Annotated in this window: 20 protein-coding genes; 10 read left to right on the plus strand and 10 right to left on the minus strand. The window is 40.1% G+C overall.

Features of this window, described 5'->3' with window-relative positions:
- The first annotated feature begins 9 nt into the window (after positions 1 to 9).
- The 4 genes from ACOQO1_RS05495 (at position 10) to ACOQO1_RS05510 (ending at position 3,496) form a co-directional block, all read left to right on the plus strand.
- Positions 10 to 420, plus strand: a complete 411-nt coding sequence (locus tag ACOQO1_RS05495; RefSeq protein ID WP_420601863.1) for a thiol-disulfide oxidoreductase DCC family protein — start codon at positions 10 to 12, stop codon at positions 418 to 420.
- A gap of 3 nt (positions 421 to 423) precedes the next feature.
- Complete coding sequence (locus ACOQO1_RS05500; RefSeq protein ID WP_420601864.1) at positions 424 to 1,665, plus strand: mechanosensitive ion channel family protein; 1,242 nt, start codon at positions 424 to 426, stop codon at positions 1,663 to 1,665.
- A gap of 85 nt (positions 1,666 to 1,750) precedes the next feature.
- A complete protein-coding gene (locus tag ACOQO1_RS05505; RefSeq protein WP_420601865.1) occupies positions 1,751 to 2,350 on the plus strand; it encodes an SRPBCC family protein in 600 nt (199 codons plus the stop codon).
- A gap of 36 nt (positions 2,351 to 2,386) precedes the next feature.
- Positions 2,387 to 3,496, plus strand: a complete 1,110-nt coding sequence (locus ACOQO1_RS05510) for a DNA alkylation repair protein (protein WP_420601866.1) — start codon at positions 2,387 to 2,389, stop codon at positions 3,494 to 3,496.
- 48 nt (positions 3,497 to 3,544) lie between these two features.
- Here the strand turns inward: ACOQO1_RS05510 and ACOQO1_RS05515 are convergent, their stop codons facing one another.
- Positions 3,545 to 4,897 (minus strand): DUF1552 domain-containing protein, encoded by a 1,353-nt coding sequence (locus ACOQO1_RS05515; protein WP_420601867.1) that lies wholly within the window; start codon positions 4,895 to 4,897, stop codon positions 3,545 to 3,547.
- Positions 4,898 to 4,908: 11 nt separating this feature from the next.
- Positions 4,909 to 8,490, minus strand: a complete 3,582-nt coding sequence (locus ACOQO1_RS05520; RefSeq protein ID WP_420601868.1) for a DUF1592 domain-containing protein — start codon at positions 8,488 to 8,490, stop codon at positions 4,909 to 4,911.
- 275 nt (positions 8,491 to 8,765) lie between these two features.
- Between ACOQO1_RS05520 and ACOQO1_RS05525 the strand changes: the two genes are divergently transcribed.
- The gene (locus ACOQO1_RS05525) at positions 8,766 to 9,182 is read left to right on the plus strand and encodes a hypothetical protein (RefSeq protein WP_420601869.1); all 417 of its coding nucleotides are present in this window, start codon (positions 8,766 to 8,768) and stop codon (positions 9,180 to 9,182) included.
- 139 nt (positions 9,183 to 9,321) lie between these two features.
- Entirely contained in the window at positions 9,322 to 11,355 is a 2,034-nt protein-coding gene (locus tag ACOQO1_RS05530) for a mucoidy inhibitor MuiA family protein (protein ID WP_420601870.1), read from the plus strand.
- A 79-nt stretch (positions 11,356 to 11,434) separates the two neighbouring features.
- Here ACOQO1_RS05530 and ACOQO1_RS05535 read toward each other — a convergent pair whose 3' ends face one another.
- The 5 genes from ACOQO1_RS05535 to aroC are packed head-to-tail and all read right to left on the minus strand — an operon-like array spanning position 11,435 to position 16,923.
- Positions 11,435 to 12,607 (minus strand): flavohemoglobin expression-modulating QEGLA motif protein, encoded by a 1,173-nt coding sequence (locus ACOQO1_RS05535; RefSeq protein ID WP_420601871.1) that lies wholly within the window; start codon positions 12,605 to 12,607, stop codon positions 11,435 to 11,437.
- Positions 12,604 to 13,431, minus strand: a complete 828-nt coding sequence (locus ACOQO1_RS05540) for an N-formylglutamate amidohydrolase (RefSeq protein ID WP_420602462.1) — start codon at positions 13,429 to 13,431, stop codon at positions 12,604 to 12,606. The genes ACOQO1_RS05535 and ACOQO1_RS05540 overlap by 4 nt, the downstream gene beginning before the upstream one ends.
- Entirely contained in the window at positions 13,424 to 14,455 is a 1,032-nt protein-coding gene (gene gshB / locus ACOQO1_RS05545; protein WP_420601872.1) for a glutathione synthase, read from the minus strand. Before gshB ends, ACOQO1_RS05540 begins: the two co-directional genes overlap by 8 nt.
- Before the next feature lie 20 nt (positions 14,456 to 14,475).
- On the minus strand, positions 14,476 to 15,801 hold the full coding sequence (locus ACOQO1_RS05550) for a dicarboxylate/amino acid:cation symporter (protein WP_420601873.1): 1,326 nt from the start codon (positions 15,799 to 15,801) through the stop codon (positions 14,476 to 14,478).
- Between the two features lie 57 nt (positions 15,802 to 15,858).
- On the minus strand, positions 15,859 to 16,923 hold the full coding sequence (gene aroC, locus ACOQO1_RS05555; RefSeq protein WP_420601874.1) for a chorismate synthase: 1,065 nt from the start codon (positions 16,921 to 16,923) through the stop codon (positions 15,859 to 15,861).
- Positions 16,924 to 17,112: 189 nt separating this feature from the next.
- Here aroC and ACOQO1_RS05560 point away from each other — a divergent pair, with 189 nt between their 5' ends.
- Positions 17,113 to 18,030 (plus strand): UDP-2,3-diacylglucosamine diphosphatase, encoded by a 918-nt coding sequence (locus ACOQO1_RS05560; protein WP_420601875.1) that lies wholly within the window; start codon positions 17,113 to 17,115, stop codon positions 18,028 to 18,030.
- On the opposite strand, the gene ACOQO1_RS05565 is transcribed toward ACOQO1_RS05560, so the two are convergent.
- Positions 18,001 to 20,913: an FAD-binding and (Fe-S)-binding domain-containing protein gene (locus tag ACOQO1_RS05565; RefSeq protein WP_420601876.1), complete on the minus strand. Its 2,913-nt coding sequence runs from the start codon at positions 20,911 to 20,913 to the stop codon at positions 18,001 to 18,003. The genes ACOQO1_RS05560 and ACOQO1_RS05565 overlap by 30 nt on opposite strands.
- Before the next feature lie 86 nt (positions 20,914 to 20,999).
- Here ACOQO1_RS05565 and ACOQO1_RS05570 point away from each other — a divergent pair, with 86 nt between their 5' ends.
- A complete protein-coding gene (locus ACOQO1_RS05570) occupies positions 21,000 to 21,494 on the plus strand; it encodes a hypothetical protein (protein ID WP_420601877.1) in 495 nt (164 codons plus the stop codon).
- A gap of 98 nt (positions 21,495 to 21,592) precedes the next feature.
- Positions 21,593 to 22,702, plus strand: coding sequence for a redoxin domain-containing protein (locus tag ACOQO1_RS05575; protein WP_420601878.1), 1,110 nt, complete (start codon positions 21,593 to 21,595; stop codon positions 22,700 to 22,702).
- A 68-nt stretch (positions 22,703 to 22,770) separates the two neighbouring features.
- Here ACOQO1_RS05575 and ACOQO1_RS05580 read toward each other — a convergent pair whose 3' ends face one another.
- Entirely contained in the window at positions 22,771 to 23,421 is a 651-nt protein-coding gene (locus ACOQO1_RS05580; protein ID WP_420601879.1) for a rhomboid family intramembrane serine protease, read from the minus strand.
- Positions 23,422 to 23,474: 53 nt separating this feature from the next.
- On the opposite strand from ACOQO1_RS05580, the gene ACOQO1_RS05585 reads away from it, so the two are divergent.
- Positions 23,475 to 24,389 (plus strand): lysophospholipid acyltransferase family protein, encoded by a 915-nt coding sequence (locus ACOQO1_RS05585; RefSeq protein WP_420601880.1) that lies wholly within the window; start codon positions 23,475 to 23,477, stop codon positions 24,387 to 24,389.
- A gap of 86 nt (positions 24,390 to 24,475) precedes the next feature.
- Here ACOQO1_RS05585 and ACOQO1_RS05590 read toward each other — a convergent pair whose 3' ends face one another.
- A complete protein-coding gene (locus ACOQO1_RS05590) occupies positions 24,476 to 25,543 on the minus strand; it encodes a LacI family DNA-binding transcriptional regulator (RefSeq protein ID WP_420601881.1) in 1,068 nt (355 codons plus the stop codon).
- Positions 25,544 to 25,559: the final 16 nt, after the last annotated feature.

Raw genomic sequence — 25,559 nt, forward strand, 5'->3', positions numbered from 1 at the left:
CTTTGCAGTGTGGAAAGCACTAAAAAAATTATTCTGTTTGACGGAGTCTGTAATCTTTGCAACGGAGCAGTACAATTTATAATTAAGAGGGACAAAAAAGATACGTTCCGCTATGCGGCCCTTCAAAGTGAAATTGGGCAACAATTGATTGCTGAACGGGCCATTGATACCTCCAAAGTGGATTCCATCATTTTAATAGAGCCCGGAGTAGCTTACTTTACCAAATCGGATGCCGCTTTGCACATAGGAAAAACGTTTGGAGGGTTATGGAATGCCCTGGGCATCTTCACATGGATACCCAAAGCCTTTAGGGATGTCCTATATGATGTTATTGCCAAGAATCGATATAAATGGTACGGTAAAAAAGATGCTTGTATGATTCCCACCCCAGAGTTGCAGGCCAAGTTTTTAGATTCATAACACATGGAAAAGCTATCACATAAAATCTATGATTTTTTAATCGATTCTGGGCTATCCGCAGAGTGGGCCTCCTATATCAATCTTGCCACTTTACTGATTGGTCTCTTGGTTGTACTGTTCTTAATCGATTTTGTGCTACGCAAAATATTGGTGGGGTTGTTTACACGACTGTCCGTAAACTCCAAAACCCACTTTGATGATCTTCTGGTCAAAAATAGGGCTCCGCGCAATATTGCACATGTTATACCTTTGGTTCTGCTCTATAAAGCCATCCCGTTTGTTTTTCGTGATTTTCCAGTTGCAGGACCTTTTTTGTTGAAAACAATTGAGGTCATTGGCATTTTTCTTTTTTTATGGATCGTTCGGAGCCTTCTCCATACCATTAAGGACTTTCTCAAAACCCTACCGATTTTAAAGGACAAGCCCATAGACAGCTATATTCAGGTGTTCATGATCTTTGCATGGGCCTTTGGACTGTTCTTCGCTATTTCAGTAATCACTGGAGTTGAGTTATGGAAATTCTTTACGGCCCTGGGAACTGCCTCTGCCGTCATTATTTTGGTGTTCAGGGATACTATTATGGGGTTTGTGGCCAGTATTCAGGTATCTATCAACGATATGGTCCGAATTGGCGATTGGATCACATTTGACAAATACGGAGCAGATGGTGATGTCATTGAAATAAATCTGGCAACGGTAAAAGTCCAGAATTTTGATAAGACTATTACCACCATTCCTACCTATGCGCTTATTTCGGATTCGTTCAAAAACTGGCGCGGCATGACCAATTCCGGAGGCAGACGAATTAAAAGAGCATTGCTGATCAAACAGGAAAGTGTTCGTTTTCTGGATAAAAATGACGTGGAATCCCTTCAAAAAATCCAGTTGATATCAGAATACCTAAAAACTCGAAATGCTGATATTGACAAATACAATGCCGAGCGTGAAATAGACAAATCCATACTCATCAATGGAAAAAATCTGACCAATCTAGGTGTTTTCAGAAAATACATAGACACTTATCTTAATAATCATTCCGGGGTGAACAAGGAAATGACCATTATGGTACGCCAACTGGACCCAACTCCCCAGGGTATCCCTATGGAAGTCTATGCCTTTAGCAATGACAAGCGTTGGGCCAACTACGAGTATATTATGGCTGATATTTTTGACCATCTTTTGGCCGCTATTTCCTATTTTGACCTTGAAGGTTTTGAATTGCCCAGCAGCACGAATTTTAAATAGGACAACTTTCTTCAAAATTTCTTGACCCCACTGACATAGGGTTGTCACTACCCCATCCTAGCTTTGCTTTCAAATAAAATAATTTATGATGAGAGTAAACAAATCAATACCAATTATCTGCCTGGCAATGGGCCATGTATTAACAGGAAATGCACAAAATTCAAAAGAAACCGGTCTTGTACCTTCGGCTTCGGATTTTGTTTCAAGTCCGCTACGAAATAGCATTACTTTAGAGTTGAACGCTACCGCTCCAAAAGTATGGGCTCTCCTAGGAAAACTGGAGCGCATGCCAGAATATAGCAGTGGTCTTAAAAAAGTAGAGGCGAAATATGATGATGCTAACTATTGTAAAGAATTTACCTGTACTTTTTTACCTATGGAAGAGGGTATGCCCGAAACTACCCACTCAGAAATCATAAAATGGTACGAGCCTAATGTGGGTCTAGCTTCAATTGCAGAAGAGCCAAATCTTCTTGGATTAAAAAACTCGTTGGGTATCCTTGTTCTGAAAAGCAAAGACAAAAAGACGATACTGCAATGGAGTCAACATTTTGATGGTGATAACACCGAATCCCTAAAAATGAACATTGAAGGTTTTAGATTGGCACTCAATGAGGATATTGCCAACAATCTTATCAAAACGTTTGGTGGGCAGATACTTGAAAGTTACGTTCAACAGCTTTGATCATTTGATCTATTTATTATAAAAATCCTTTACAGCATGGCCGAGCTTTTCAAAAACATCTACAATCCAACCTTTTTTAGTCGATTTACCGAGTGCATGGAAAAGGTATTTCCCAAGTTTGACACCAATTCTTTTTTAAAAGAAATTTACGATTACGAATGGGACAACAAGGAATTAAAACAGCGGATGCGACACATTACCCATGCGCTTAAAAACCATTTAACGGGCAGCTTCAATACCAATGTAGAGCTATTGCTTGAGCTTATTCCCGTTTTAAAACAAAACGATTTCAGGTCTGATAATCTGGAGTTTATTTTCCTTCCAGACTTTGTTGAAATTTATGGAGCTGATGATTATGACACTTCCATTTATGCATTTGAGGAGATTACCAAATTTGTGAGCTGCGAGTTTGCAGTAAGACCCTTTATTATCAATCACCAAAAAAAGATGATGCAACAAATGATGGATTGGTCCCATCATGAACATCCTATGGTTAGGAGGCTTGCATCCGAAGGATGTAGACCGCGATTGCCGTGGGCCATGGCTCTGCCCGATTTGAAAAAAGACCCAACGCCCATACTACCCATTCTTGAAAAATTGAAGGCAGATGCATCTGAATCCGTTAGAAGGAGCGTTGCCAATAACTTGAACGACATTTCTAAGGACAACCCCGACATTGTCATTCAACTGGCAAAAAAATGGAAAGGAAAAAGTAAGGAATTGGACTGGGTGGTAAAACATGCTTGTCGTACATTATTAAAACAGGGAATTCCAGAGGTCATGCGGTTGTTTGGTTTTGGAAAAGTGGATAACATCAGCATTGAAAAATTTCAAATCCAAACCCCAGTTGTACACATAGGTGGGGACTTAAAATTCTCATTTGTTCTTAAGAACACCAATGGTAAAAGTTCCAAAATCCGACTGGAATATGGGCTGTATTACCAAAAGGCCAATGGTAGTTTATCCAAAAAAGTGTTCAAGATCAGTGAGAAGGAATATGCGAGTGATTCATCCACAGAAATCCTCCGCAGGCAACCCTTTAAAATTATTACCACACGAAAGTTTCATGTAGGGCATCACCAAGTTTCGCTGATCATTAATGGAATAGAGCTGGATAAAAAGGATTTTCAGTTGATAAAAAAATAGCCGAACCCTAAATCGGATTCGGCCAATATTTCTAAGTATTGGATATTTTTATAAGACTTTTGATGATAGCCCTCCAGTACTATCGGAAAAGCTTTCTGTTTCAATACCCAATCTGTTGAGCATGTTCACAAACAGATTGGACATAGGTTTTTCATCAAATTTTTCATAGTTGCCATGTGTTAATCCCATATTGGCTCCTCCAGCCAATACTAAAGGGTAATTAACCGCATTGTGGGTGGTACTACAGGCACTACCATAGAGAATCATGGTATTGTCCAGTAAGGAACCATGCTCATCATGGGTATTTTTCATTCGCTCCAAGAAATAAGCAAACTGTTTGGCCAGCCACTGGTCATATCTACCCCACTCTTCCCAATGTCCAGCACTCAGGTCATGGCTAATGGTATGGTGTCCTTTACTTAGTCCCAAGGCCAGTTTAGGGAAGTTCTCTCCCAATCCCAGACCATCTTCACGGGCCATCATATAGGTCATTACCCTCGTAAGGTCCACTTCCATGGCCAGAACCATCAAATCAAAGGTGGTCTTAATATAGGCCTCTGGATCTACCTTCACATCAGCATTAAAGTCAATATGCCCTGCATCAAAGTCCTTCATGGGGATGTCCAGCCATTGCTCGTTACGTTTAACTTGTTCTTCCACTGAATTCAATGAATGCATATATTCATCCATTTTGGTCTGGTCGTGTTTGCCCAATCTCTTGTGCAGTCGCTTACTATCCTCTAGAATCAGGTCAACAATTTTCTTGTCCTGCTGAATGCTTTTTCGACGTGCTTGCGTAGTAGCTCCGCCTCCTGGTGCAAAATAGCGTTCAAATATTTCACGATGTCTATGCTCTGAAGGGATAGGTTTTCCAGATAAATCAAAAGAGAGGGTCGACACCCTGGACTTATACCCTATTCCGCCATCGGTGGACAATGCCAAATAAGGATACCGAGTGTGTTTGCTAAATTTTTGGGCCACCAATTGATCCAAAGAAATGCTGTTCATATACGCGCTTCCCCTTACATCACCCCCCGTTAACCAGGTATCACCTGCCAAGTGTCCCAGCAAGGCCCTACTTCGTGGATGGCTCAACCCACCAATTATGGACATGTTCTCACGATGGGCCGCCAATGGCTTTAGAGTTTGGGTGAATTCATAATCCTTCCCGATACCCATTGGGAACCAACTCCATTTTTTATGAAATGAACTCTCTACTGGAGGCAAGCCAACCCCATTGGGAAAATATACGCAGCAAAGTCTTTTCATGCCTTCACTTGGGGTATTTGCGCTTTTGAGCACACTTCCCATGCCCATTGCTTCCATATACGGAATCATACAAGTGACACCCAAGCCCTTAATGAAAGTTCTTCTATCTAAATGCCATGATTTTCGAGCCATAATTAAATTATTTAAAAATCACCAACGAATGATTTACTGGTTATGATATGTTCAAATACGGATTGAAAACGATATCCATCTTCCTTGATGGCACTTACTATCGATTCAATCTCCGGTTCATCAACAAAGGTCACATCGCGTCCCATTGCGTAGGTAAATAAATGTTTGACCAAAGAGCGAGTAAAGTCGTCTATTTTCTCATTTAAAATATACGCTTTTATTTCGTCAATTCCTTCAACTTCCTTACCATCAGGAAGTTCAGTCTTCACATCTATTGGGTTTCCATTATTGGAAACGGTCTGAAATAGTCCAACTGCATTATAATTTTCGAAAACAATACCAAAGGGATCAATCTTGGCATGGCAATCCATGCACGAAACCTTGTTGCGGTGCAAAAACAACTGTTCTTTTAAAGTCATTTGATCAAAACCCGGGGTTTCCGGATCCAACTCCGGAACATTTGGTGGAGGGTCTGGTGGCCTATCTCCTAAAATACGTGACCGTAACCAAACTGCGCGTTTAATTGGGTGTGCCTGAGTACCATCGGAATGTCCGCTCAAAAAGGAACCTTGTGATAATAGTCCTCCCCTTTTGGAATCCGGAGCCAAGGCTACCGGTCTAAAATGATTTCCCTTAACGCCTTCAATGCCATAAAATTCTGCCAAGTTTTGGTTCAACATGGCAAAGTCGGATTCTATCAAATTGCCAATATACATGTTGCAGTTGAGCACATGGTGTACAAATTGATAGGTTTCCTCTGCCATATCACGTTTTACGAACCTAGTATAAGCTTCATATTCGTCCACATTGGTGCTCATGGTTTCATGTCTGTCCAAACGAAGCCATTCTTTGGAAAAATTGCGTACCATTTCCCAAATCTTATCATCTTGCAACATACGTTGCACCTGTTTTTTCAGCTCTTTTTTACGGTGTAGTTTTCCTCGGTCAGCGAGAGTCAATAATTCTTGGTCAGGGGGAGAATCCCAAAGGAAATATGATAAACGTGATGCCAAGAAAAATTCCCTTTCATCATCTGATGTGCCTTCTTCAGGCTCTGCCAAATAGATAAAACTTGGAGAACAGAGAATTGCCACAAGTACTTCCTTTACCCCATCCTCATAACGCTGGTAATCATCCTTTACACCTCTCCAAAATGCCATATAGGGTTCAACTTCACCTTTATCCAGTGGACGCCTAAAAGCTCTTTCCATAAATCTGGACAGCACCTGTGCTGTATATTTTTCTTTGTCGTTTTTATCAGGAGAGTCAAAGAAAATGGCCGTATGACTTTCAGCTGGCCATTCGGAATAATAAGGCGCTTCAAATTCTATTTCATGCACCAACAATGGAGGTCCGGAATCCCTGTTATCTTTTACCAGGTAATCGTTCCATATTCCCATTCCCATAATATTGGCCAAGATCTCTGTTTCCAAGGTATCAATGACCGGAATGGGCAAATCCTCAAGCCTTCCCTTAAAAATGTATTGACGGGGAGTGTCTGAATTGATCACATTTCTGTAGTCGTCAAAGTTTTTATAGTCAATGCCATCATCAGTACGAGAACCAGCAAAAACACGCATAATAGGTGAAGCCAATTCATATTTCAACTTACTTTCATTCTCTTCATTGTCCAATTGTACAGCTACCGAGTGATCATCAGGGAATGGCGTGACAATGACCTCTCCAAAACCTACAAAAAATCGGCCACCAATTTCAAGCGTGTGTTCCCCTTCTTCCAAGTAAGCCATGGTCAATGGGGTGGTCATACCTTGTTCTTCTCCTTCAGGTTTTTTCAAATGCAATCGTTCTTGCAGGCGAAACTTGTCCAGTCGTATGTTAACCGAGGGCATACCATCTTGGGCAGCATATGGATGTGTGAAATCCAACTGATAATATCCTGTTTTGGGGGCAAAAAAGGCGGTTTTGGCGTAACTGTATTTGGTCAAATCCTCCGCAAGGGTATATTTCCCTTTGCTAACTAGATTGGTCTTATTTTTAAAAGCATTTGGGCGTAACGAAATGGTGCTTTCCATTTTTTCAGCAGGGACTTGTGTACGTAAGCTTATGAGTCCTTCTTTTCGTACATATTCCTGGTACCCCTTTGAAGCTTTTACCCGGAATTCAAAATCTCCTTCCATTGGAAAGTAATCCTTTACCAATAGTTTTAGGTTAGGTGATGGTCCCTGCCACGATTTTGGACTTACTTCTTTATGGGGCAATGCGGAATACAAAATGATACCATTTTCAACCACTTCATAACGATCGGCATGGGAGCCTCGCATCCCTACTCCTATGTTCTTTTTGACTTCGGTATAATATGCTTCTTCAACACTATCCTTGGGTTGAACCGGCAGTCCGTTTTCATCCAAAATGTCTACTACAATGTCATCAGAACTGATAGGTGCGCTTTGATAGCCCCCTACCATTGCCGAAGGCAAATCAACACCAATGCCTTTCCCAAACTTTATGCGGTAATGGGTCGATTTTGGTTTTTCAACAGGTGTTATGGCCTTATCCAGGGCATCTCTTGCAATCTGTTTGTAATATTCAATATGTAATGGCGATATCTGGAGCTCATGTCCATTGTTGCTGAAACCCATCTCGGATTTTTCATCATCCGGCAGTACATCACCAAAATCAACAGATACATTCAACAAGGTGTTTAGCGAATTGGTGTATTGCTTTTTTGTCAACCTTCTTATTACAGCTGTTTGACTGGACTTTTTGATTTTTATGGCGTTCTGCACCGAGGCCGTAATCCAATCTACCAACATTCTGCGTTCTTCATCGGTAAGCTGCTCTTCATCCTCTGGTGGCATTTCACCACTGTTGATCATATCCAACATTCCTCGCCAAGTGCCCGCATCTGGGCCATTCACCAAATCAGGGTTGATTTCATCCAGTCGAAGGCCAGCCTTTTGCTCCTCAGGACCGTGGCATTGCACACAGTATTTTTCCACAACGGGATTGATATCTGAGCCAAAATCGTATGCATTTAATGTTTTGTCCACCTTGGAATTGTCCATGGCCACCAATCCTTTCAACGCATAAGGATCATCCCCAAAAATTGAACGAATCCCATCAGGAAGGTTTTTGGTCAAATAGTCAGACCCGTGGGTCACAGAGCCGCCATAATGTCCCGCGATTGTAAGCAAGATTACATTAGTGAAAAGCGCCACTTGATATATTGAAAATCGTCCTATTTTTTTCGTTATCTCCCTTTTATGAATCACATAGAGCCATATGCTCAATAGAGCGGTGGCCACCCCAAACCACTTATGAAGTGTAAAAACATCGCTCCCATAGCTTCCGGAAGCTGCAAGTAGGGTCCCTGCAAATACAGCAGGTATTGCCGTAATTACCACAAATTTCAGAATCGTTCCACGTATGTGGGACATGTGTGGTTTTGGCACCACAATCTCCAGAATGAAAAGGCATAGCAAAGCTCCTATGGGAATATGTACTATAATAGGATGGAATTTTCCGAAGAAATCCAATAGCCAATGTATTTGACCTCCATTTATAGGTAATAAGGGAATAGCGATAAGTGCAATTGAGAGCACAATAGTATATACCAAGCTATTGCTTTTCATTGGGTTGTTAGATTATTATAATTATTTGAGTTTTAGTTTTCAAACTGTAAAAGATGATCGCTTGCTTCAAAATTAAATCATTAATACGCTGAATTTCACCAAAAAACTTGCATTATTCAATACATATATTGCATGAATAGCTTGAAAATGAGAAAAATGGGTAGAATATTAGGATAAAAACCTTAAATCCCAATCAATAGTCGTTTAACTAATCGATAGTTTTGTACAGAAAGCAACTATTTAAAAATTACTTATCTATTAAGAAAAATGACAGCATGAAAAGTTCCATAACCTCTCTTATTTTTATTTTGTTGTTCACAAAATGTTCCAACACCGATGACGTTATAAAACCAGACATTCTGAACGGTACATGGCAAGTAGAAAATATTAGCGGGGGATTTGCGGGAATAGATGATGATTATGAAACGGGTACCATTACCTGGACATTTACCACAGCTACCTCAAAATTACAGGTGATAAACAACAATGGCCTTGCCGGTATTATTTACGACGGATTGCCAACCGAGGAATATGGTTACTCCATTCTTAAAGTTGAAAATGATATGTTCCTGCACATAAACGGTCAAGAATTTGCCGGAATTACCATATTGAACGGACAATTGACCCTTGATCAAAACAAAACGACAACAGGTACAGGAGCCGATGGATTTGTTTTACGGTTCAAACAATAAGTCCGCTTGTAAAGGGTATATTACATGCCTTACTAACTCAAAATACCGCTTCACTATGTAAAGCGCATTGCTTGCACATTTTAAGTTTTAACCAAATTTCGTTGGATGTAAGTTTATCCAAACTTTAAATCCAACAGTCATGAAAAAACTATTATTCCTATTCGTTCTTTGTCCATTACTGGTCTTGGGAAACGATAACGAGGTCCCATCCAAAATAAAAGACGTTACCGTTTATTTAAGCGGAGCACAAATCTATCGAAAGGCCCAATGTCAACTCAAAGAAGGAAAAAATGAACTTGTTTTCACAGGGCTCTCATCAAAAGTTGAAGAAAGTAGCATCCAAATTTCTGGACTTGAGTCTGTTTCCATCTTATCAATGTCCTATGATTTGAATTATTTGGAAAAAACCCAAAACAATCCAGAGGTGAAGCAATGGGAAGATCAAATCACCAATATTCAACATAAAATAGCCTTACTACGAAATAAAATTGTTGGTTTGGAAGAAGAGGAAAAGGTAATCACTGCAAACAGATTGGTCAGCCCGGACAGTCAGGTATTGGATCTGGATTTGGTAAAGGAAACGGGGAAATATTACCGGGAACGTATTACAGCCATTCGAAATGAGGTTTTTAAAACAAACCTTACCATAAATGAATTAAAGCTTGATATAAGTAAATTCCAAAAACAATTGGCTGAAGTCAATAACGCTCCAGAGGAGGAACAAGGTGAGCTTATCATTACTTTTGATGCACCTATTGCTACAAATCTAGATCTATCCATATCGTATTTGGTCAGGGATGCAGGCTGGATTCCCAATTATGACATCAAGTCCAAAAAACTCAATGCCCCAATAGATTTGGCATACAAAGCTCATGTGTACCAAAAAACAGGAAAAGATTGGAACAATGTAAAAGTTACCCTGTCCACTGGCAATCCAAATGTAAATGTCAGCAAACCCAATCTGGGAACAAAATACCTCAACTTTGTAAGTAGATATGCCAAGAGACATAAAACCACTCCCAAAAAGAAAGGGTATACCTATAATCCCATGGTTCGTAAAATTACCGGAAGTGTGGTTGATGGGTCTGGTGAACCATTACCAGGAGTGAATGTTGTGGTCAAGGGCACGACACAAGGTGCTCAGACTGATTTTGATGGCAATTTTGTTTTAGATGTTACTTCTGGAGAAGAACTGTCCATTTCCTATTTAGGAATGGTAAGTCAAGAAGTTCCGATTTATTCATCTGTAATCAATGTACAAATGGAGGAAGATGTGTCTAGATTGGATGAAGTGGTGGTAGTTGGATATGGTTCACAAGTAAAAAAGTCATTAGCAGGTTCTGTCAGTTCAGTTTCTATTAGGGGCTATAACAGTGCTCCCAGAACTCAACCTCTATATATTGTAGACGGCGTTCCGATAAATGGATTTACCGAAGGTGACCTGGATGCAAGTGAAATCCAAAGTGTGGAAGTATTGAAAGGAGATGAAGCAACTGCCATTTATGGGAATCGTGGCGCCAGCGGAATCATTGTGATCACTACTAAGAAAAGTACTGTTCAAGACGATTTGACCAATACTAAATTTGCTATTAAAAAGCCTTATTCCATAGTTTCGGATGGAGACATTACAGCCATTGAGATAAACACTTTCCAATTACCTGCCGAATATGAGTATTTTGCCGCTCCGCTTGTGAATGAAAATGTATTTCTTACTGCTCAACTAAAAGACTGGGAGAAACTCCAACTGCTCCCCGGCGAAGCCAATGTGTATTATGAAGGAGGATATGCTGGCAAAACCAACATTGATCCTTTTACGGTAAAAAAGGAAATGACCCTTTCATTGGGCATTGATCCTAACATTACCATAAGTCGTAAGCAACAACGAAATTTTAAAAGTAAATCGTTCACTGGAAGCAATCGAATTTTGGATAGAGTCTATGATCTGGAAGTGAAAAACAATAAAAATTTAGCCGTTAGCCTAAAGTTGATGGATAGGATTCCCATCTCACAAAACAGAGAAATCAAAGTGGACGATGTTGATCCCCGAACCGCAGACTATGATAAAAAAACAGGCCTATTAACATGGAAACTGCAGTTGGCAAGTCAGGAAAGTAAAAAGGAAAGCTTCTCCTTTCAGGTTAAATATCCAAAAGGAAAGTACATATCGTTATAGTACTTTAGTGTCATTCTGAACTAAGTGAAGAGTATGATACGGTTACAATCGAGATTCTTCGTTTTACTCAGAATGACACCTATTTCAGGTTATTCAAAATAAAGTCCAATGTGGTGTTGGTGTTCAACTTTTGGTCAAATGAAAGTCCTTTATGGGTAATGGGTTGGGCCAGTTCAAGAGTTTTCAAATACCTGATGATTTCTTCGTCTTCCAAAGCCACTTTTCCGCTCAACAGCACATCCAAACTCTCTTCACTTTGGTAGCGTTTATAAATTTTACGTAGGCCGCTTAAATATAGTCGGTCTTTAGTGAATCCACCTCCTCGGTGAGCACGGAGGGTAATTCCAAAGGCTTCATGTTTGTTTAATTTGTATTGTCCGTGAATCAAATCAAATGTGTCGGCAAACGAATAGCCTTTGATCAAACTATCGGCCGCCAAAACGCGATAGGCCAGCTCCTTCAACCTTTTCAAAGTCAATGCTCCTCCCATATACTCGCTAAAAACTGCCAGACCTTCCTGAGTTTCTACATTTTTGGGTAATCCGTTGGAAAAAATCTTTAATGGTTGTAACAATCCATTGTAGGTAGTGACCAAATGAACCCCGATCTCATGATTGGCCAGTGTCAATAATTGGTTTTTACTGAACTTGATGTTCTTTTTGATTAACAACGCTTGTTCACTATTGCTCACCATGGCCTCAGCGGCCATATTTTTTGAGAACTTGACATTCAATGGAAAATTGTACTGTTTCGAAAAGCCTTCAAAGTATTCACAAGCCTCTTCAGGAGAAAATACCTTTTCCATATCCGAAGAAGTGGGTTCGTCTTCAAAATGGAGAATAAACCTGGCATTTTGAACATCCCGTTCCGTTGGCGTTCCATAAACACGCAAGGAGTTGTAATAAAACTTTTTCCCCTTTCCAATGGTTTCTATGCATTGGATCATGTTGGAATAGTGGTAAATCACTTCCTGATATAACCGTCGAATCCGGTCATCAGTAATTCGTTCCAACCGTTGCGAAAAGAACAGTCTATGCAGTTTATAAGGGTCGAATTTGAGTTTTGGGTACTTGAACTCGGGTTCCACAGTATACTTGGATGAAAAAAAACGTTGCTTTTCCTTTTCTATATTCAGGGGGTTCACATATTTAAGCAATTCTATTCGCCCTACCAATCGGTCTAGGTTGGCATCTATTTCAAAAAGATTGCCGTACTCTTTTTCCAAATCTTGCATTTCCTTTGTACCTATCATGTCATTGCTTCTTCAAACTCCCTTACCATCTCTGGAATCAAGATCTTCAGCTGATCTTCTACAGAACGAACTACTTCTGGAAATATGATTCCTGAGAGTTCATCACAGTATATTTTAGAGATTTCTGTCGCCAAAACCAAAGTGTTCTTAAAATTGCGGGTGATAAATTTTAAGAAATGACCGTTACCCTGAAACGTATCGTTGATTTTTGAAGTTGATGCTATCCCATTTGGTAATTTCATGTTTTCCAACATAGACCTCCAAATTTCCACCAAATCACCAAATCTGTCATTATCAATGTTTGTGGTTCCCAGATTCCAAGTTGGCACTTCCCTATCCCATCGTTTCCAATTGTAACTATGCATATCAAATACAATTGTGTTTTGAAACTTGGATTCCAGTTTAGAAATCAACGCTTGCACTACACGAAAAAAGTTTGAGTGCTTTTCTAGGCTGTGTTGTCTTTCCTTTTGAGGCAAAGGGTTTTTCCAGAGCTTTTTTCCCCAAGCCGTATCAAACACCGCTGTCTCGGGAGGCCGATTCAAATCATACTCAAACCGACTATCACATCCGGCAATAACTATGGGAAAACTTTGAACCATTTGTTTGGTACACGGGTCTTCTTCATACCATCTTTCGTACTCCGTATGCAGGCAATTGTCCCAAAGAGATTTTCTAAACTGATGTCCATCGTGCACGGCTCCACAAACAAAAGGAACATAGGAATCAATCTTTAAGGTGAACGAATAATCCTCGGAAACGACTTCAAAACAGGCTTCCTTTTCAATCAACCCGATTATGTCATCAATGCTACATCTACGCATTTTCAACTTCACTTCGCAGTCTGGACCTTCGGTCAAAGGCTTTTAGTTTATCCATCACCTTACTCTCTATAAAGTCGATGACCTTGCATTGGGCTTTTGTCTTATATGCCTTGTTAATGTAAGTAATTCCGCCAGGAGACATGACATTCACCTCAACCAACTTACCCCCAATTACATCAATGCCTACAAAATAAAGTCCATCATTGACCAATTTTGGGCCTATTTGTTTGCAAAGTGCCTTTTCTTCCTTGGTCAACGAATGTTTGGCAACAGAACCACCGGCAGATACATTGGATCGATGATCATCTGATCCAGGGATTCTGCGCATGGCGCCAATAGGTTCTCCGTTCAGCAATAAAATTCGGATATCTCCTTGATCAGCACCTTCAATGTATTCTTGAAGAATCACATAATTGGAAGAGCCATCAGCATTGGTTACATAAAAATCCAACAACGATTTAATATTGGACATGGCGGATTTTTCAATCAGAATAACCCCAGAGCCCCCAAAACCGTTCAGTGGTTTCAAAATCATTTTATCCGCAGTGGATTCTTTGATCTGCTGCACCAAGTACCTTTTATTTTTGGAAACATGGGTAACTGGAATGATATTACTGTGACTATCCCCAAAGGCCGCTGTGTACAATTTATTATTCGCCTCACGAAGCCCTTGTAGGGAATTGACAATGAACACATCGTCCTTTACCGAATCCAAAAAATTGAGCATTATGGGGTCCAATGGCGGATTGGCACGCATAAAAATCACATCGAAACCGGCCAATGGTAACATTTCTTCTCGTAAGGAAGCTTGTTTATAGAAGGTTTTAAGGCTACTGGAAACCTTGTCCATTCTATTGATTACTGTGCAGAAAGCACTGGTAACACTGTTCCGAATGGTCAAATTTGCAGGTGTGCAAAGTGCTACCCCATGATTTCGTTTTACGCATTCATGAATCAATGCCAGACTGGTATCATTTTCTGGCTGAATCTCTTCCCAAGGGTACATTAAAAAACAAATGTTCATAACGTATACTTTTTGATTGCTTATCTAACTTCGTCCAAATGGTCGTCCCATTCTTTTATGTTGGGTTCGCCCAGTTTACCCACAGATTTCGCCACAATCATGGATACTGTAGCATCGCCAGTAACGTTGACTACGGTTCTACACATATCCAAGGGTCTATCCACAGCAAAAATCAAGGCCAATCCAATCGCCAATTTATCCGCTGGAAAACCAATTGCCTCCAACACAATGACCAACATGACCATTCCAGCACCTGGTACGGCAGCAGACCCAATAGAAGCCAACAGAGCAGTTAAAACAATGGTCAACTGGTCGGCAAAAGACAAATCGAATCCCAATGCCTGCGATATAAAAACTGCAGCTACGCCTTGGTATAAACTTGTTCCATCCATATTTATGGTAGCTCCAACAGGTAGCACAAAACTTGAAACTTCTTTATCCACACCAATGTGCTCTTCCACTCTTTCCATGGTAACTGGAAGCGTAGCAGCACTGGAACTGGTTGAAAAAGCCAGTAATTGGGCAGGACTAATCTCCTTTAAAAACCAAAATGGGTTCTTTTTAGTAAACGTTGAAACAACAACGGTATAGAAAATTATCATTAACAATAATCCGCCAACAACAACTCCGGTATATTTCAGCAAAGCAAGCAGCAATTCAGGATCACTGGAAGAAACCACAACGCTGGCCAAAAGTGCAAAAACAGCATAAGGCGCAGTCAGCATTATCAAATCGACCATTTTGAGCACCACATCGTTTAAGGAATCGAAGAAATCCTTTAGGGGTTTTGCCCTCTTCTCACCAATAAGCAGCATTGAAATGCCTAAGAAAATGGTGAAAAATATTACTTGTAGCATCAACCCGTTGTTGCTCATTGCAGCCAGGGCATTGTCCGGCACCATATCCACCAAAAACTGAAGTGGACCGCTCTCCTTTTGGCTCATCGCTTCATCCATTTTGGAAGTGACCCCTTCGGAAGAAGCATAGGTTTCCGTTAGCTTGGCAACCGTATCTTCAGAAATTCCATCGCCTGGTCTCAAAATATTCACCAAAACCAATCCTATAGTAATGGCCACTACAGTAGTCAGAATGTAAATGCCAATGGTTCTGATTCCGATGTTCCTGAATTTGGAAATATCCTTTAAGTCGGATATGCCCTTGACCAAAGAAGCTATGATCAATGGAATTGCAATAAGTTTAAGAAGTTTAACAAAAATTGTACCGAGGGGTTGAATCCAATCCGAAACAAAACCTTTTCCCCAATCAACCTGGATCATGACAAATCCAAATATTATTCCCAACAGCATCCCAATAAGAATCTGCCAGTGCAGTTCGAGTTTACGCATACGTAGTTTTTAGGAAAGTAAGATACTATTTTGATCGGAAAAACCCGTATCCTAGTCTTAGATTTTATTGGAACGCGCCAAAAGGGTATGATCGGCCAATACCAATGCAGCCATTGCCTCAACTATGGGCACCGCTCTGGGAACAACGCATGGGTCGTGTCTTCCCTTGCCCTGAGTAGTTACTTTATTACCTTCTTTGTCGATAGTTTCGTAAGCCTGAATTATGGTTGCTACAGGTTTAAAGGCCACGTTGAAGTAGATATCCATTCCATTGCTGATTCCGCCTTGGATTCCACCACTTCGGTTTGTTGTTGTAGTCCCATCGCTATTATAAGAATCGTTATGCGCACTACCTTTCATCTTAACGCCTTCAAAACCGCTTCCATATTCAAAACCTTTCACAGCATTGATAGAAAGCATCGCCTTACCCAAATCGGCATGTAATTTATCAAAAACAGGCTCCCCCAAACCAATGGGCACATTTTGTATGACACAAGTGATCACTCCACCAATGGTATCTCCTTCTTTTTTAATGGCTTTGATATAGGTTTCCATTCTTTCCGCCATTTCTTGGTCTGGGCAGCGTACTGGGTTGGATTCAATTTTTGAAAAGTCCAAATCTTGATATGGCTTTTCCAATTTAAGATCACCCACTTGAGATACGAAAGCATTGATTTTCACCTCACCTAGAAATTGCTTTGCAATGGCACCTGCCACTACCCTACTGGCAGTTTCACGTGCTGAGCTCCTACCACCACCCCTATAATCTCTAAAACCATATTTTTTGTCATAGACATAATCGGCATGGGATGGCCTATATGAATCTTTGATATGGGAATAATCCTTAGATTTCTGATTGGTGTTATGTATGGCAAAACCAATTGGGGTACCAGTGGTCTTTCCTTCAAAAATTCCGGAATAAAACTCAACGGTATCCGGTTCTTTACGCTGGGTTACAATGGCAGACTGCCCTGGTTTCCTTCTATTTAGGTCCAGTTGGATTTTCTCCATGTCCAATTCCAATCCTGCCGGGCATCCATCTATAACACCACCCAATGCCCTACCATGCGATTCCCCAAAAGAAGTTAGCTTAAAAAGTTGTCCAAAAGTATTTCCTGCCATACCAAAATTCAATAAGCCTCAAAGGTAGATGTTATTAACCGTTTTCAAAAACCGATATGCCAGTTGAAGTTTATGTAACATTTAATACCTCCAATTGATATTTTTTTAACGATATCCTCAAAAATTAATGATCTCAATTTCATCATAAGTTCATAATCACAAGGTTAATTTGTATGTAAATCCAGCGTATTGAAAAAAAGGAAGATTGAGTTGTCGGTAATTTCAGATGTACACTTAGGGACTTATGGTTGCCATGCCGACGAACTCATTGCTTACCTCAACAGCATTCAACCAAAGAAGTTGATACTCAATGGCGACATTATTGATATTTGGCAATTTAGCAAACGGTATTTCCCTTCCTCACATCTTAAGGTCCTAAAAAAAATTATTGGAATGGCCTCAAAGGGCACTGAAGTCATCTACATTACTGGAAATCATGATGAAATGCTCCGTAAGTTCAGTGATACTTCAATGGGGAACTTTAAAGTGACCAACAAATTGGTTCTTAATCTTGATGGAAAAAAAGCGTGGATATTCCATGGTGATGTGTTTGATGTTTCCATACAAAATGCGAAGTGGCTTGCTAAATTGGGAGGTTACGGTTATAATTTTTTAATCCTAATCAATAGTTTTTTAAATTGGTGTTTGGACAAAATGGGACGGGAGCGTTATTCCCTTTCCAAGCGTATTAAAACCAGTGTTAAAAGTGCTATAAAATATGTCAATAATTTTGAAAAAACCGCTGCCGATCTAGCCATAGAAAATGGATATGATTATGTTATCTGCGGACATATACACCAACCTAAAAAAGAGCGTTACGAAAATAAAAATGGGAGTTGCGTTTATTTAAATTCTGGAGATTGGGTAGAAAACTTGACCGCATTGGAATATTCTTTTAAGCGTTGGAAAATCTATCATTACAATCATGATAGGTTATCTCCTTTCTTTGTTGACGAAGATCTAAAAGAAATGGATATGAACGAGTTGATTGCTTCCATAACGGACATCAACCTTGAACCTGAAACAGAAAGCATCATTGAAGAACATACAAGACTCCTTGAGGTTGAAGAAAAAAACTTAAACGATCAAGGCCTGGCGCAAAATTGAAACGGGATGTTGCGCACCTCTATCGGTTCCATCCTTAATTTGATGTCTACAACTGGTACCGTTCGCTGAAATTATTGTGTCCTCCGTACTCTTCCTAACTGCTGGGAATAATTTGAGTTCCCCTACTTGCATGCTTGTATGGTAATGCTCTTTTTCATAACCAAACGATCCCGCCATACCACAACATCCTGAAGAAATTATGGTCACTTTGTAGTTTTTGGGCAGATTCAATATATCAAAAGTCACTTTTTGATTGGACAACGCTTTTTGATGACAATGACTATGGATTTTAACTTCTTTTTCTTCTAGGGTGAAACCTTCAGAAGTGATATTTCCCTTTTTGATCTCGGAGGCCAAAAACTCTTCTATCAAAAATGATTTTGAAGCCACCTGGTCTGCTTTCCCCTTATCTGAACAAAGTCTTTTGTATTCGTCCCGAAAAGAAAGAATCGCAGAAGGTTCAAGACCCACTATTGGAATATCCTGTTTCAAGATTCCTTCTAGTTTGGAAATATTCTCTGTAACGAGCTTCTGTGCCTGTTTTAAATATCCTTTGGAGATATAGGTGCGTCCACTTTCAGCATAAAACAATTGTACATCATAACCCAGCTTGCATAGTAGCTCAATGGCGTCCTTACCTACTTCAACATCCAAATATTGCGTGAACTCATCAATATACAGAACAACTTGCTTAGAAGCATCCATGGATTCAGATTGGAACATTTTTAAATGCTTTCCAAAATTGAACCTATGTACTTTTGGAAAGTTTCGTTCTTTGGCAATGCCAGACATGGACTTTAACCATCCACCTAGAATCTTGGATTTATAAACTGTATTGGTAAGACCGGAAACCTTACTGCCCAATTTGTTGAACCTGGTATTATGGGCAAACAGCTTACTTCGTAAGGAATATCCATTAGACTCTTGGTATTGGTATAGAAACTCCGCCTTGAGCGCAGCGACATCAACATTACTGGGGCACTCACTGGCACAGGCTTTACAGCTTAAACAAAGGTCAAAGACCTCCTTCAATTCTTTTTGGTCAAATCTGTTTGGCTTTTCAGAATTGGTTAAAAATTCGCGAAGTGCATTGGCCCTACCCCTTGTGGTGTCCTTCTCGTTTTTGGTGGCATGATAACTCGGGCACATTCCGCCAGACATGGCATGGCTTTTTCTGCAATCGCCACTTCCATTACATTTTTCGGCAGCTTTCAGGATTCCCTCGCTATCCGAAAAATCCATCAAGGTTTTTACCTCTGGTTCTTCACGATCAATTTCATAGCGTAGGGATTCATCCATGGGAAAAGCATCCACAATCTTCCCGGGATTAAAAATATTATGGGGGTCAAAAACAGCTTTTACCCGTTTGAGCAGTTCATAATTGGTTTCACCAATCATTAAAGGAATAAATTCAGCCCGTACGATTCCATCTCCATGCTCCCCACTAAAACTTCCCTTGTATTTTTTTGTCAGTTTGGCCACATCGGTCGTAATTGAACGAAACAATGTGACATCCTCTGATTTTTTAAGGTTAAGAATGGGCCTCAAGTGTAGCTCTCCAGCACCCGCATGGGCATAGTACACAGCTTCTTGGTTATACCCTTTCATAATTTGGGAAAATTCCAGGATAAAATCCTTCAAATCCTCCAAGGCAACCGCGGTATCTTCAATACAGGCCACCGCTTTTCGGTCCCCCACCATATTACCCAATAATCCCAATCCAGCTTTTCGCAGTTCAATGGCTTTACTGATATCATCTCCTTTCAAAACAGGATTTGCATAGCTTAAACCGGATGATTTTATAGTATCAAGCAATCCTGCCAATTGCTTTTCAAGTTCTTCTTCAGAATGGGCCTTTACTTCCAGCATTAAGATTCCAGCAGGATCTCCGTCAACAAAAAAACGATTGGCCAATTGTGCCCTATTGTTCTTTGTACAGTCCAGAATCACCTTGTCCATCATCTCACAGGTATGCAAGCTGTGTTTCATCACCGGAGCTACATCACTCAAACAATCTTCCAAGGTTTTGTAGTGCGTAGCGACCATTGCGGATAAGGGCGGTGGCAGATCATCCAATTGCAGGGTAATTTCTGTGGTAAAGGCTAGGGTACCTTCGCTACCTGAAAGGAGTTTGCACAGATTAAAATCGTCTTCCGCTTCACCAAGGACATTGTTTTTTAAAAGCTCATCTACTGCGTAGCCCGTGTTTCTTCGGTGAATGCTAGTCTTTGGGAATTCCGCTGTAATATTTTCGACATTCTCTTTATGGGAGAGCTCTTTTTCCAAAGTGGAATAGATAGTTCCCTCTAAGGTGCTTTCATTTTTTTTGGATTGAAATGCTTCTTTGTTCAAATCACCAAAACAAGCTTCACTCCCATCCGAAAGAATGCAGTTCATTGCAACAACCTTATCCCTGGTAACCCCATATTGAATAGAGGTGGTGCCTGAAGAATTGTTTCCGACCATTCCCCCAATCATACACCGGTTGGATGTGGATGTGTTAGGGCCAAAAAAAAGACCAAAAGGTTTTAAATATTGGTTGAGTTCGTCCCGAACTACACCTGGCTGTACTCTGATTTGTTTTTTCGTTTCATCCAGTTCCAGGATTCGAGTAAAATATCTGGAAACATCCACTACAATACCTTCACCCACACATTGCCCGGCCAAAGAGGTCCCGGCCGTTCTTGGGATAAGTCCTACCCCATTTTCACTGGCAAATGCCACCAAAGTCTTGATATCTTCGCTATTTTTTGGATACGCGACAGCGGTCGGAATCTTGCGATATACAGATGCATCGGTAGCATAAAGTGCCTTGCTTAAATTGTCTGTCAGTATTTCGCCTTGTAATTGTTTGGAAAGATTTTTTAAAAGAGATTTATCCACAATGGAACAATTTTTGGTCGTCAAAATAGTTTATCATCAAGAAGCTTTGCAAAGCTATCTTTAATTTTTAACTAAACGAGAAACTTATGAGGATTACCACATTATTTAGTGTTGTTTTTTTGTTCGCAACAATTGCAATGAATGCCCAAGATATTTCTGAGCATGCATTGGGACTACGACTAGGCGATAGTGACGGTTTTGGCGCCGAAATTTCTTATCAAAAGTCCATTGGGCGATACAATAGAGCAGAATTTGATCTTGGCTGGCGTGATAGCCGCAATTTCGATGCATTTAAACTAGCCGGAATCTACCAATGGGTTCACCAATTGGACGGAAATTTCAATTGGTATTATGGTGTTGGCGGTGGATTGGGAAGTGTGGATTTTGAACCCGCACTTGGCCTTGAAGATGAAGACGGTCTTTTTGTATTTGCCGCAGGGGATATTGGGGTTGAGTACAATTTTGATATTCCATTGCTCCTTTCGTTGGATTTTAGACCGGAAATAGGGCTTTTGGGTTATGATGGCTTTGATAATGACTTTGATTTTGATATTGCCCTGGGCATACGATATCAATTCTAACTCCCCTATATAAAATAAAAGCCCTTTGTTTTTCAGAAAACCAAAGGGCTTTTTTATGCCATAAGGAATGAATACCTTAGCAGCTTAAACAATAAAAAATGAAAAAAATATTCATAATCGCTTCAGGAGTATTGTTTTTGGCATCATGCAATTCCAAATCTGAGGGGTTTACTTTAAATGGGACCGTAACAGGTGAATTGGAGAACGGTACCCAGGTATATCTTAAAACAACAGATTCCCTTAATCAGCTTATCGACATTGATACTACCACGGTTGAAAATGGGGTTTTTAACTTTAAAGGCGAACAGGCACAACCACAGCTCCACTATATTTTCTTGGAATCCAATAGAGGGAATGTTCCCTTTTTCCTTGAAAACGGGAAGATTAGTCTAAAATTCCAGAAGGACAGCTTGAACTATGCCAAACTCAAAGGCACACTTCAGAATGACCTGTTTATGAATTTTATGGATGAATCCAGAATATTGTCTGAACGCGCAGCATCAATGCAAAACGATATGCGTACTGCAGCTCAACAGCGGGATACCGCAACCGCAACTGCGCTTAGGGAAGAATTCATGGAGTTTCAGGAGGAAGCAAAAGCCTTTAATGTAACGTTTGCCAAGGAAAATCCAAATGCAATGATTTCTGTATTGATCATCGGTAATTTGATGATGAGCAAAGCACTTCCCAATGATGAGATTTTGGAAATGTTCGAAGCGCTTACTCCAGAAATGAAAGCAACAGTAGCAGGAGAAAAATTAAAAGAGCAGTTGGACAAAATGAAAACCACAGAAATAGGTGGAATAGCCCCTGAGTTTTCTGCTCCCACTCCCAATGGTGATTTATTGGCCCTAAGCGATGTAAAGGGAAAATTGACCCTAATTGATTTCTGGGCGGCATGGTGCAGGCCTTGTAGGGCCGAAAATCCAAATATCGTAGCGGTGTACAACAAATACCATGACAAGGGATTTAATGTTATTGGTGTTTCGTTGGACACAAGAGCTGAGGACTGGACCAATGCCATTGAAAAGGATAGTTTGACATGGAACCATATTTCAAACTTGAAACGGTTCCAAGACCCCATTGCACAGCTCTACAATATTAATGCTATACCTGCAGCCTTTCTGGTTGACGAGAACGGGGTTATTGTAGCTAAAGATTTGCGTGGCCCTGCATTAGAACAAAAAGTAGCAGAGCTACTTAACTAAGATATTCATACTTATCAAAAAGCCCGAGTTTCTATTCTCGGGCTTTTTTTATTTTATTTAACCTCCTATTATATTTTCCCCATTTTTTCCAAAATAAGAAGAAGGACAATGGGAATTGCCATCAATACAACAATCAAAGTATCCGTTACAAAAAGATCAGGTTTAAAAAGCAAGGTCGTAACATATCCTCCAATGGCACCGCCAAAATGAGCTGTATGGCCAATATTACCCAATCTGCTTTTCATACCATAAATAGAATACAATAAATAAGCTATACCTAAAACGTATGCAGGCAATGGTATAGGAATGAACATAATTCCAAGCTGCATATCTGGATGTAACAGAATGGCCGCATATAAAATTCCAGTGACAGCACCACTAGCTCCCACGGCACTATAATAAGGCTCATCTTTATGAAAGAAAAGTGCCAACAGACTACCGCCTACTAAACTTACAAAGTATATGATGACAAACTTAGGGGCACCAAACCAATTGATGACCACATTGGCAAAGAAATAGAGCGTGAACATGTTAAAAAAGAGGTGGGATATATCCACATGTAAAAAACCAGAGGTTACTGTTCTTTCACGCTGCCCCGCCCTTATTCCACCAATACTGAACTTATATCTTTCAAAAAAACTGGAATCGCTAAAACCGCGTAAGGAAACCAAAACATTGGCTGCAATTATAGCAATGGTTGCAGCATGCAAATTGAACATAGGCTATTAGATTTGGAACCAAATATAGCTATATTTGCGCACAAGAATTACGTATGCAGTTGGCAGTTTTTATACTTGTTTACCCCCTACTTTGGTTGATTTCCAGACTTCCCTTTAGACTTCTATATTTTATTTCGGATGGTGTGTACATTTTGATGTACCGTATTGTAGGCTACCGCAAAAAAGTAGTCCGAAGTAACCTTGCGCTAACTTTTCCTGAGAAATCGGATGAAGAGCGATTACAAATTGAAAAAAAATTCTACCGACATCTTTCAGATATGTTTCTGGAGATGGCCAAAACTCTGGGCATAAGTGATGAGCAAATAAAGAAAAGGTACGTTTTCACCAATGTTGAAGAGATAAAAAATCTTGAAGAAAGCGGCAAAAACGTAATGATAATGATGCCGCACTACGCAAGTTGGGAGTGGGTTTTCAATTTAAACTCGTACATCAAGGCAAAGGCGTATGCAATCTATCAGCCTATTCAAAATAAACATTTTGATAAATTGGTGAGGGACATACGAAGTAAATATGGAACAACACTTATCAGAACCTTTGAAAGTCGTCAAATTATAAAAGAGGCCAAGGCGGCTAATGAATTGATTACGGTTGGTATCATCAGCGACCAATCTCCTATGTTGAACAGGGCTAGGCACTGGGCCAAATTCATGAATGTTTTGGTACCTATTCATGTAGGAGGCGAGGAACTATGCAAAACGCATGACATCATTCCGGTTTATCTAAAAGTTCAAAAATTAAAACGAGGACACTATCAAGGAACCTTTAAAATTCTAACCGAGAAACCTGCTGAAGTAGAAGGATATAAGATTTCAGAAGCTTTTATACGAGAGACCGAAAAGTCCATCCGTGAAGCACCGGAATACTACTTTTGGACCCATAAAAGATGGAAACACAAAGACAAGGCTCCGAAGGAGTTTCAAAACACCTTAGTGGCGAACACCAACTGAAAAACGGGCATTTATACATTTTTTCATTGGGCTGCTTCATAGCACTTTTCCAAGTCCTAAAAGACAAGTTTTGCCTCAGGCCGCATTCATAAAAAGGTTGTGTGCTGTTTGTCCAAATAGTTTGGGATATTCTCTTTGGTAACAATTTCTATGGAAGATAATATCTCAGTTAGGGGCGGTTCATCGTATAGCAGAAACTTTGAAAGGCTGCTAACAGCCCTATACCCTTGTTGAAATGGTTTTTGCGAGATCAAAAAAGTAATTTTATCCTCATTGAGCGCCCGTAAATTATGCTCCGTTGTATCAAAACCGATCAAAAAAGGAATTTTTGCTCTAAATTCACTTACATGGTCTGCAATGATATGGGACCTACTGTTAGGAACAAAAATCCCTTTAATTCTGGGCTCTTTTTGCAATAGATTGGCAATGGTGGCCTTCACTTTTCCAGTATCCCAAAAATCCGCTATCTCAACAGAGTGGTTTTGATTACCAAGTTGCTTTTCTATGAAGTAGGCATCAAATCCCTTAATGCGCTGTTCAATATTATAGAAGTTGGAAAGGTCAGGTCGTGAATGAATAGTGAGAATGTGATCATCATCATTAAGGCACAATTGCATCAATTTTCCGGACAAATAACCACTCTTATATGAATCTTGGCCAATAAAAGAAAGGTTTTCGTACCCTTCAAGGGCAATATTCAAAAAGATAAATGGAATGTTCCTTTGTAACAGAACATTGGTTAGCTCTCGAGTTTCCTTCTTAAAGGTAGGAACCAAAACAACGCCTTCTGGGTTGGTTTTAAGCAATTCCCTAAAAGAATCTGTATAGGATTTTGGGGTTTTCTGATCAAAAGAAAAAGTTTCCACGGCAACACCGAAGCTCCCAACCTCTTCTTTGGCCTTTTGAATTCCCTCCAATGGGGATTTCCAAAATGAATTTTCTTCATCATAATCTGGTAAAAGCACAGCTATGGTGAACTTTTTCTTCATCGCCAATGATTGCGCGATTCTGTTCACCTTAAAATTGTGCTCCTTTAAAATAGCCCGTATCCGCTGAGCAGTTTTATCCGAAACTCCTTCCCTATTGTGAATTACCCTATCTACCGTTCCCGGCGACACTTTGGCAAGTTTTGCTATTTCTTTGATGGTGATCATGCTCAAATAAAGTTGT

The organism is Flagellimonas sp., assembly GCF_965222555.1.
In the GTDB taxonomy this organism is placed as follows: Bacteria; Bacteroidota; Bacteroidia; order Flavobacteriales; family Flavobacteriaceae; genus Flagellimonas.

What these genes read in the sequence shown, in the direction of transcription:
- ACOQO1_RS05520 (WP_420601868.1), bottom strand. Translation starts at nt 8,490, where the DNA reads ATGAAAAGCAATAGCTTGGTATATACTATTGTGCTCTCAATTGCACTT.
- ACOQO1_RS05585 (WP_420601880.1), top strand. Translation starts at nt 23,475, where the DNA reads ATGCAGTTGGCAGTTTTTATACTTGTTTACCCCCTACTTTGGTTGATT.
- ACOQO1_RS05550 (WP_420601873.1), bottom strand. Translation starts at nt 15,801, where the DNA reads ATGCGTAAACTCGAACTGCACTGGCAGATTCTTATTGGGATGCTGTTG.
- ACOQO1_RS05580 (WP_420601879.1), bottom strand. Translation starts at nt 23,421, where the DNA reads ATGTTCAATTTGCATGCTGCAACCATTGCTATAATTGCAGCCAATGTT.
- ACOQO1_RS05505 (WP_420601865.1), top strand. Translation starts at nt 1,751, where the DNA reads ATGATGAGAGTAAACAAATCAATACCAATTATCTGCCTGGCAATGGGC.
- ACOQO1_RS05535 (WP_420601871.1), bottom strand. Translation starts at nt 12,607, where the DNA reads ATGATAGGTACAAAGGAAATGCAAGATTTGGAAAAAGAGTACGGCAAT.
- ACOQO1_RS05570 (WP_420601877.1), top strand. Translation starts at nt 21,000, where the DNA reads ATGAGGATTACCACATTATTTAGTGTTGTTTTTTTGTTCGCAACAATT.
- ACOQO1_RS05590 (WP_420601881.1), bottom strand. Translation starts at nt 25,543, where the DNA reads ATGATCACCATCAAAGAAATAGCAAAACTTGCCAAAGTGTCGCCGGGA.
- ACOQO1_RS05530 (WP_420601870.1), top strand. Translation starts at nt 9,322, where the DNA reads ATGAAAAAACTATTATTCCTATTCGTTCTTTGTCCATTACTGGTCTTG.
- ACOQO1_RS05575 (WP_420601878.1), top strand. Translation starts at nt 21,593, where the DNA reads ATGAAAAAAATATTCATAATCGCTTCAGGAGTATTGTTTTTGGCATCA.
- ACOQO1_RS05510 (WP_420601866.1), top strand. Translation starts at nt 2,387, where the DNA reads ATGGCCGAGCTTTTCAAAAACATCTACAATCCAACCTTTTTTAGTCGA.
- aroC (WP_420601874.1), bottom strand. Translation starts at nt 16,923, where the DNA reads ATGGCAGGAAATACTTTTGGACAACTTTTTAAGCTAACTTCTTTTGGG.
- ACOQO1_RS05525 (WP_420601869.1), top strand. Translation starts at nt 8,766, where the DNA reads ATGAAAAGTTCCATAACCTCTCTTATTTTTATTTTGTTGTTCACAAAA.
- ACOQO1_RS05515 (WP_420601867.1), bottom strand. Translation starts at nt 4,897, where the DNA reads ATGGCTCGAAAATCATGGCATTTAGATAGAAGAACTTTCATTAAGGGC.
- ACOQO1_RS05540 (WP_420602462.1), bottom strand. Translation starts at nt 13,431, where the DNA reads ATGCGTAGATGTAGCATTGATGACATAATCGGGTTGATTGAAAAGGAA.
- ACOQO1_RS05500 (WP_420601864.1), top strand. Translation starts at nt 424, where the DNA reads ATGGAAAAGCTATCACATAAAATCTATGATTTTTTAATCGATTCTGGG.
- gshB (WP_420601872.1), bottom strand. Translation starts at nt 14,455, where the DNA reads ATGAACATTTGTTTTTTAATGTACCCTTGGGAAGAGATTCAGCCAGAA.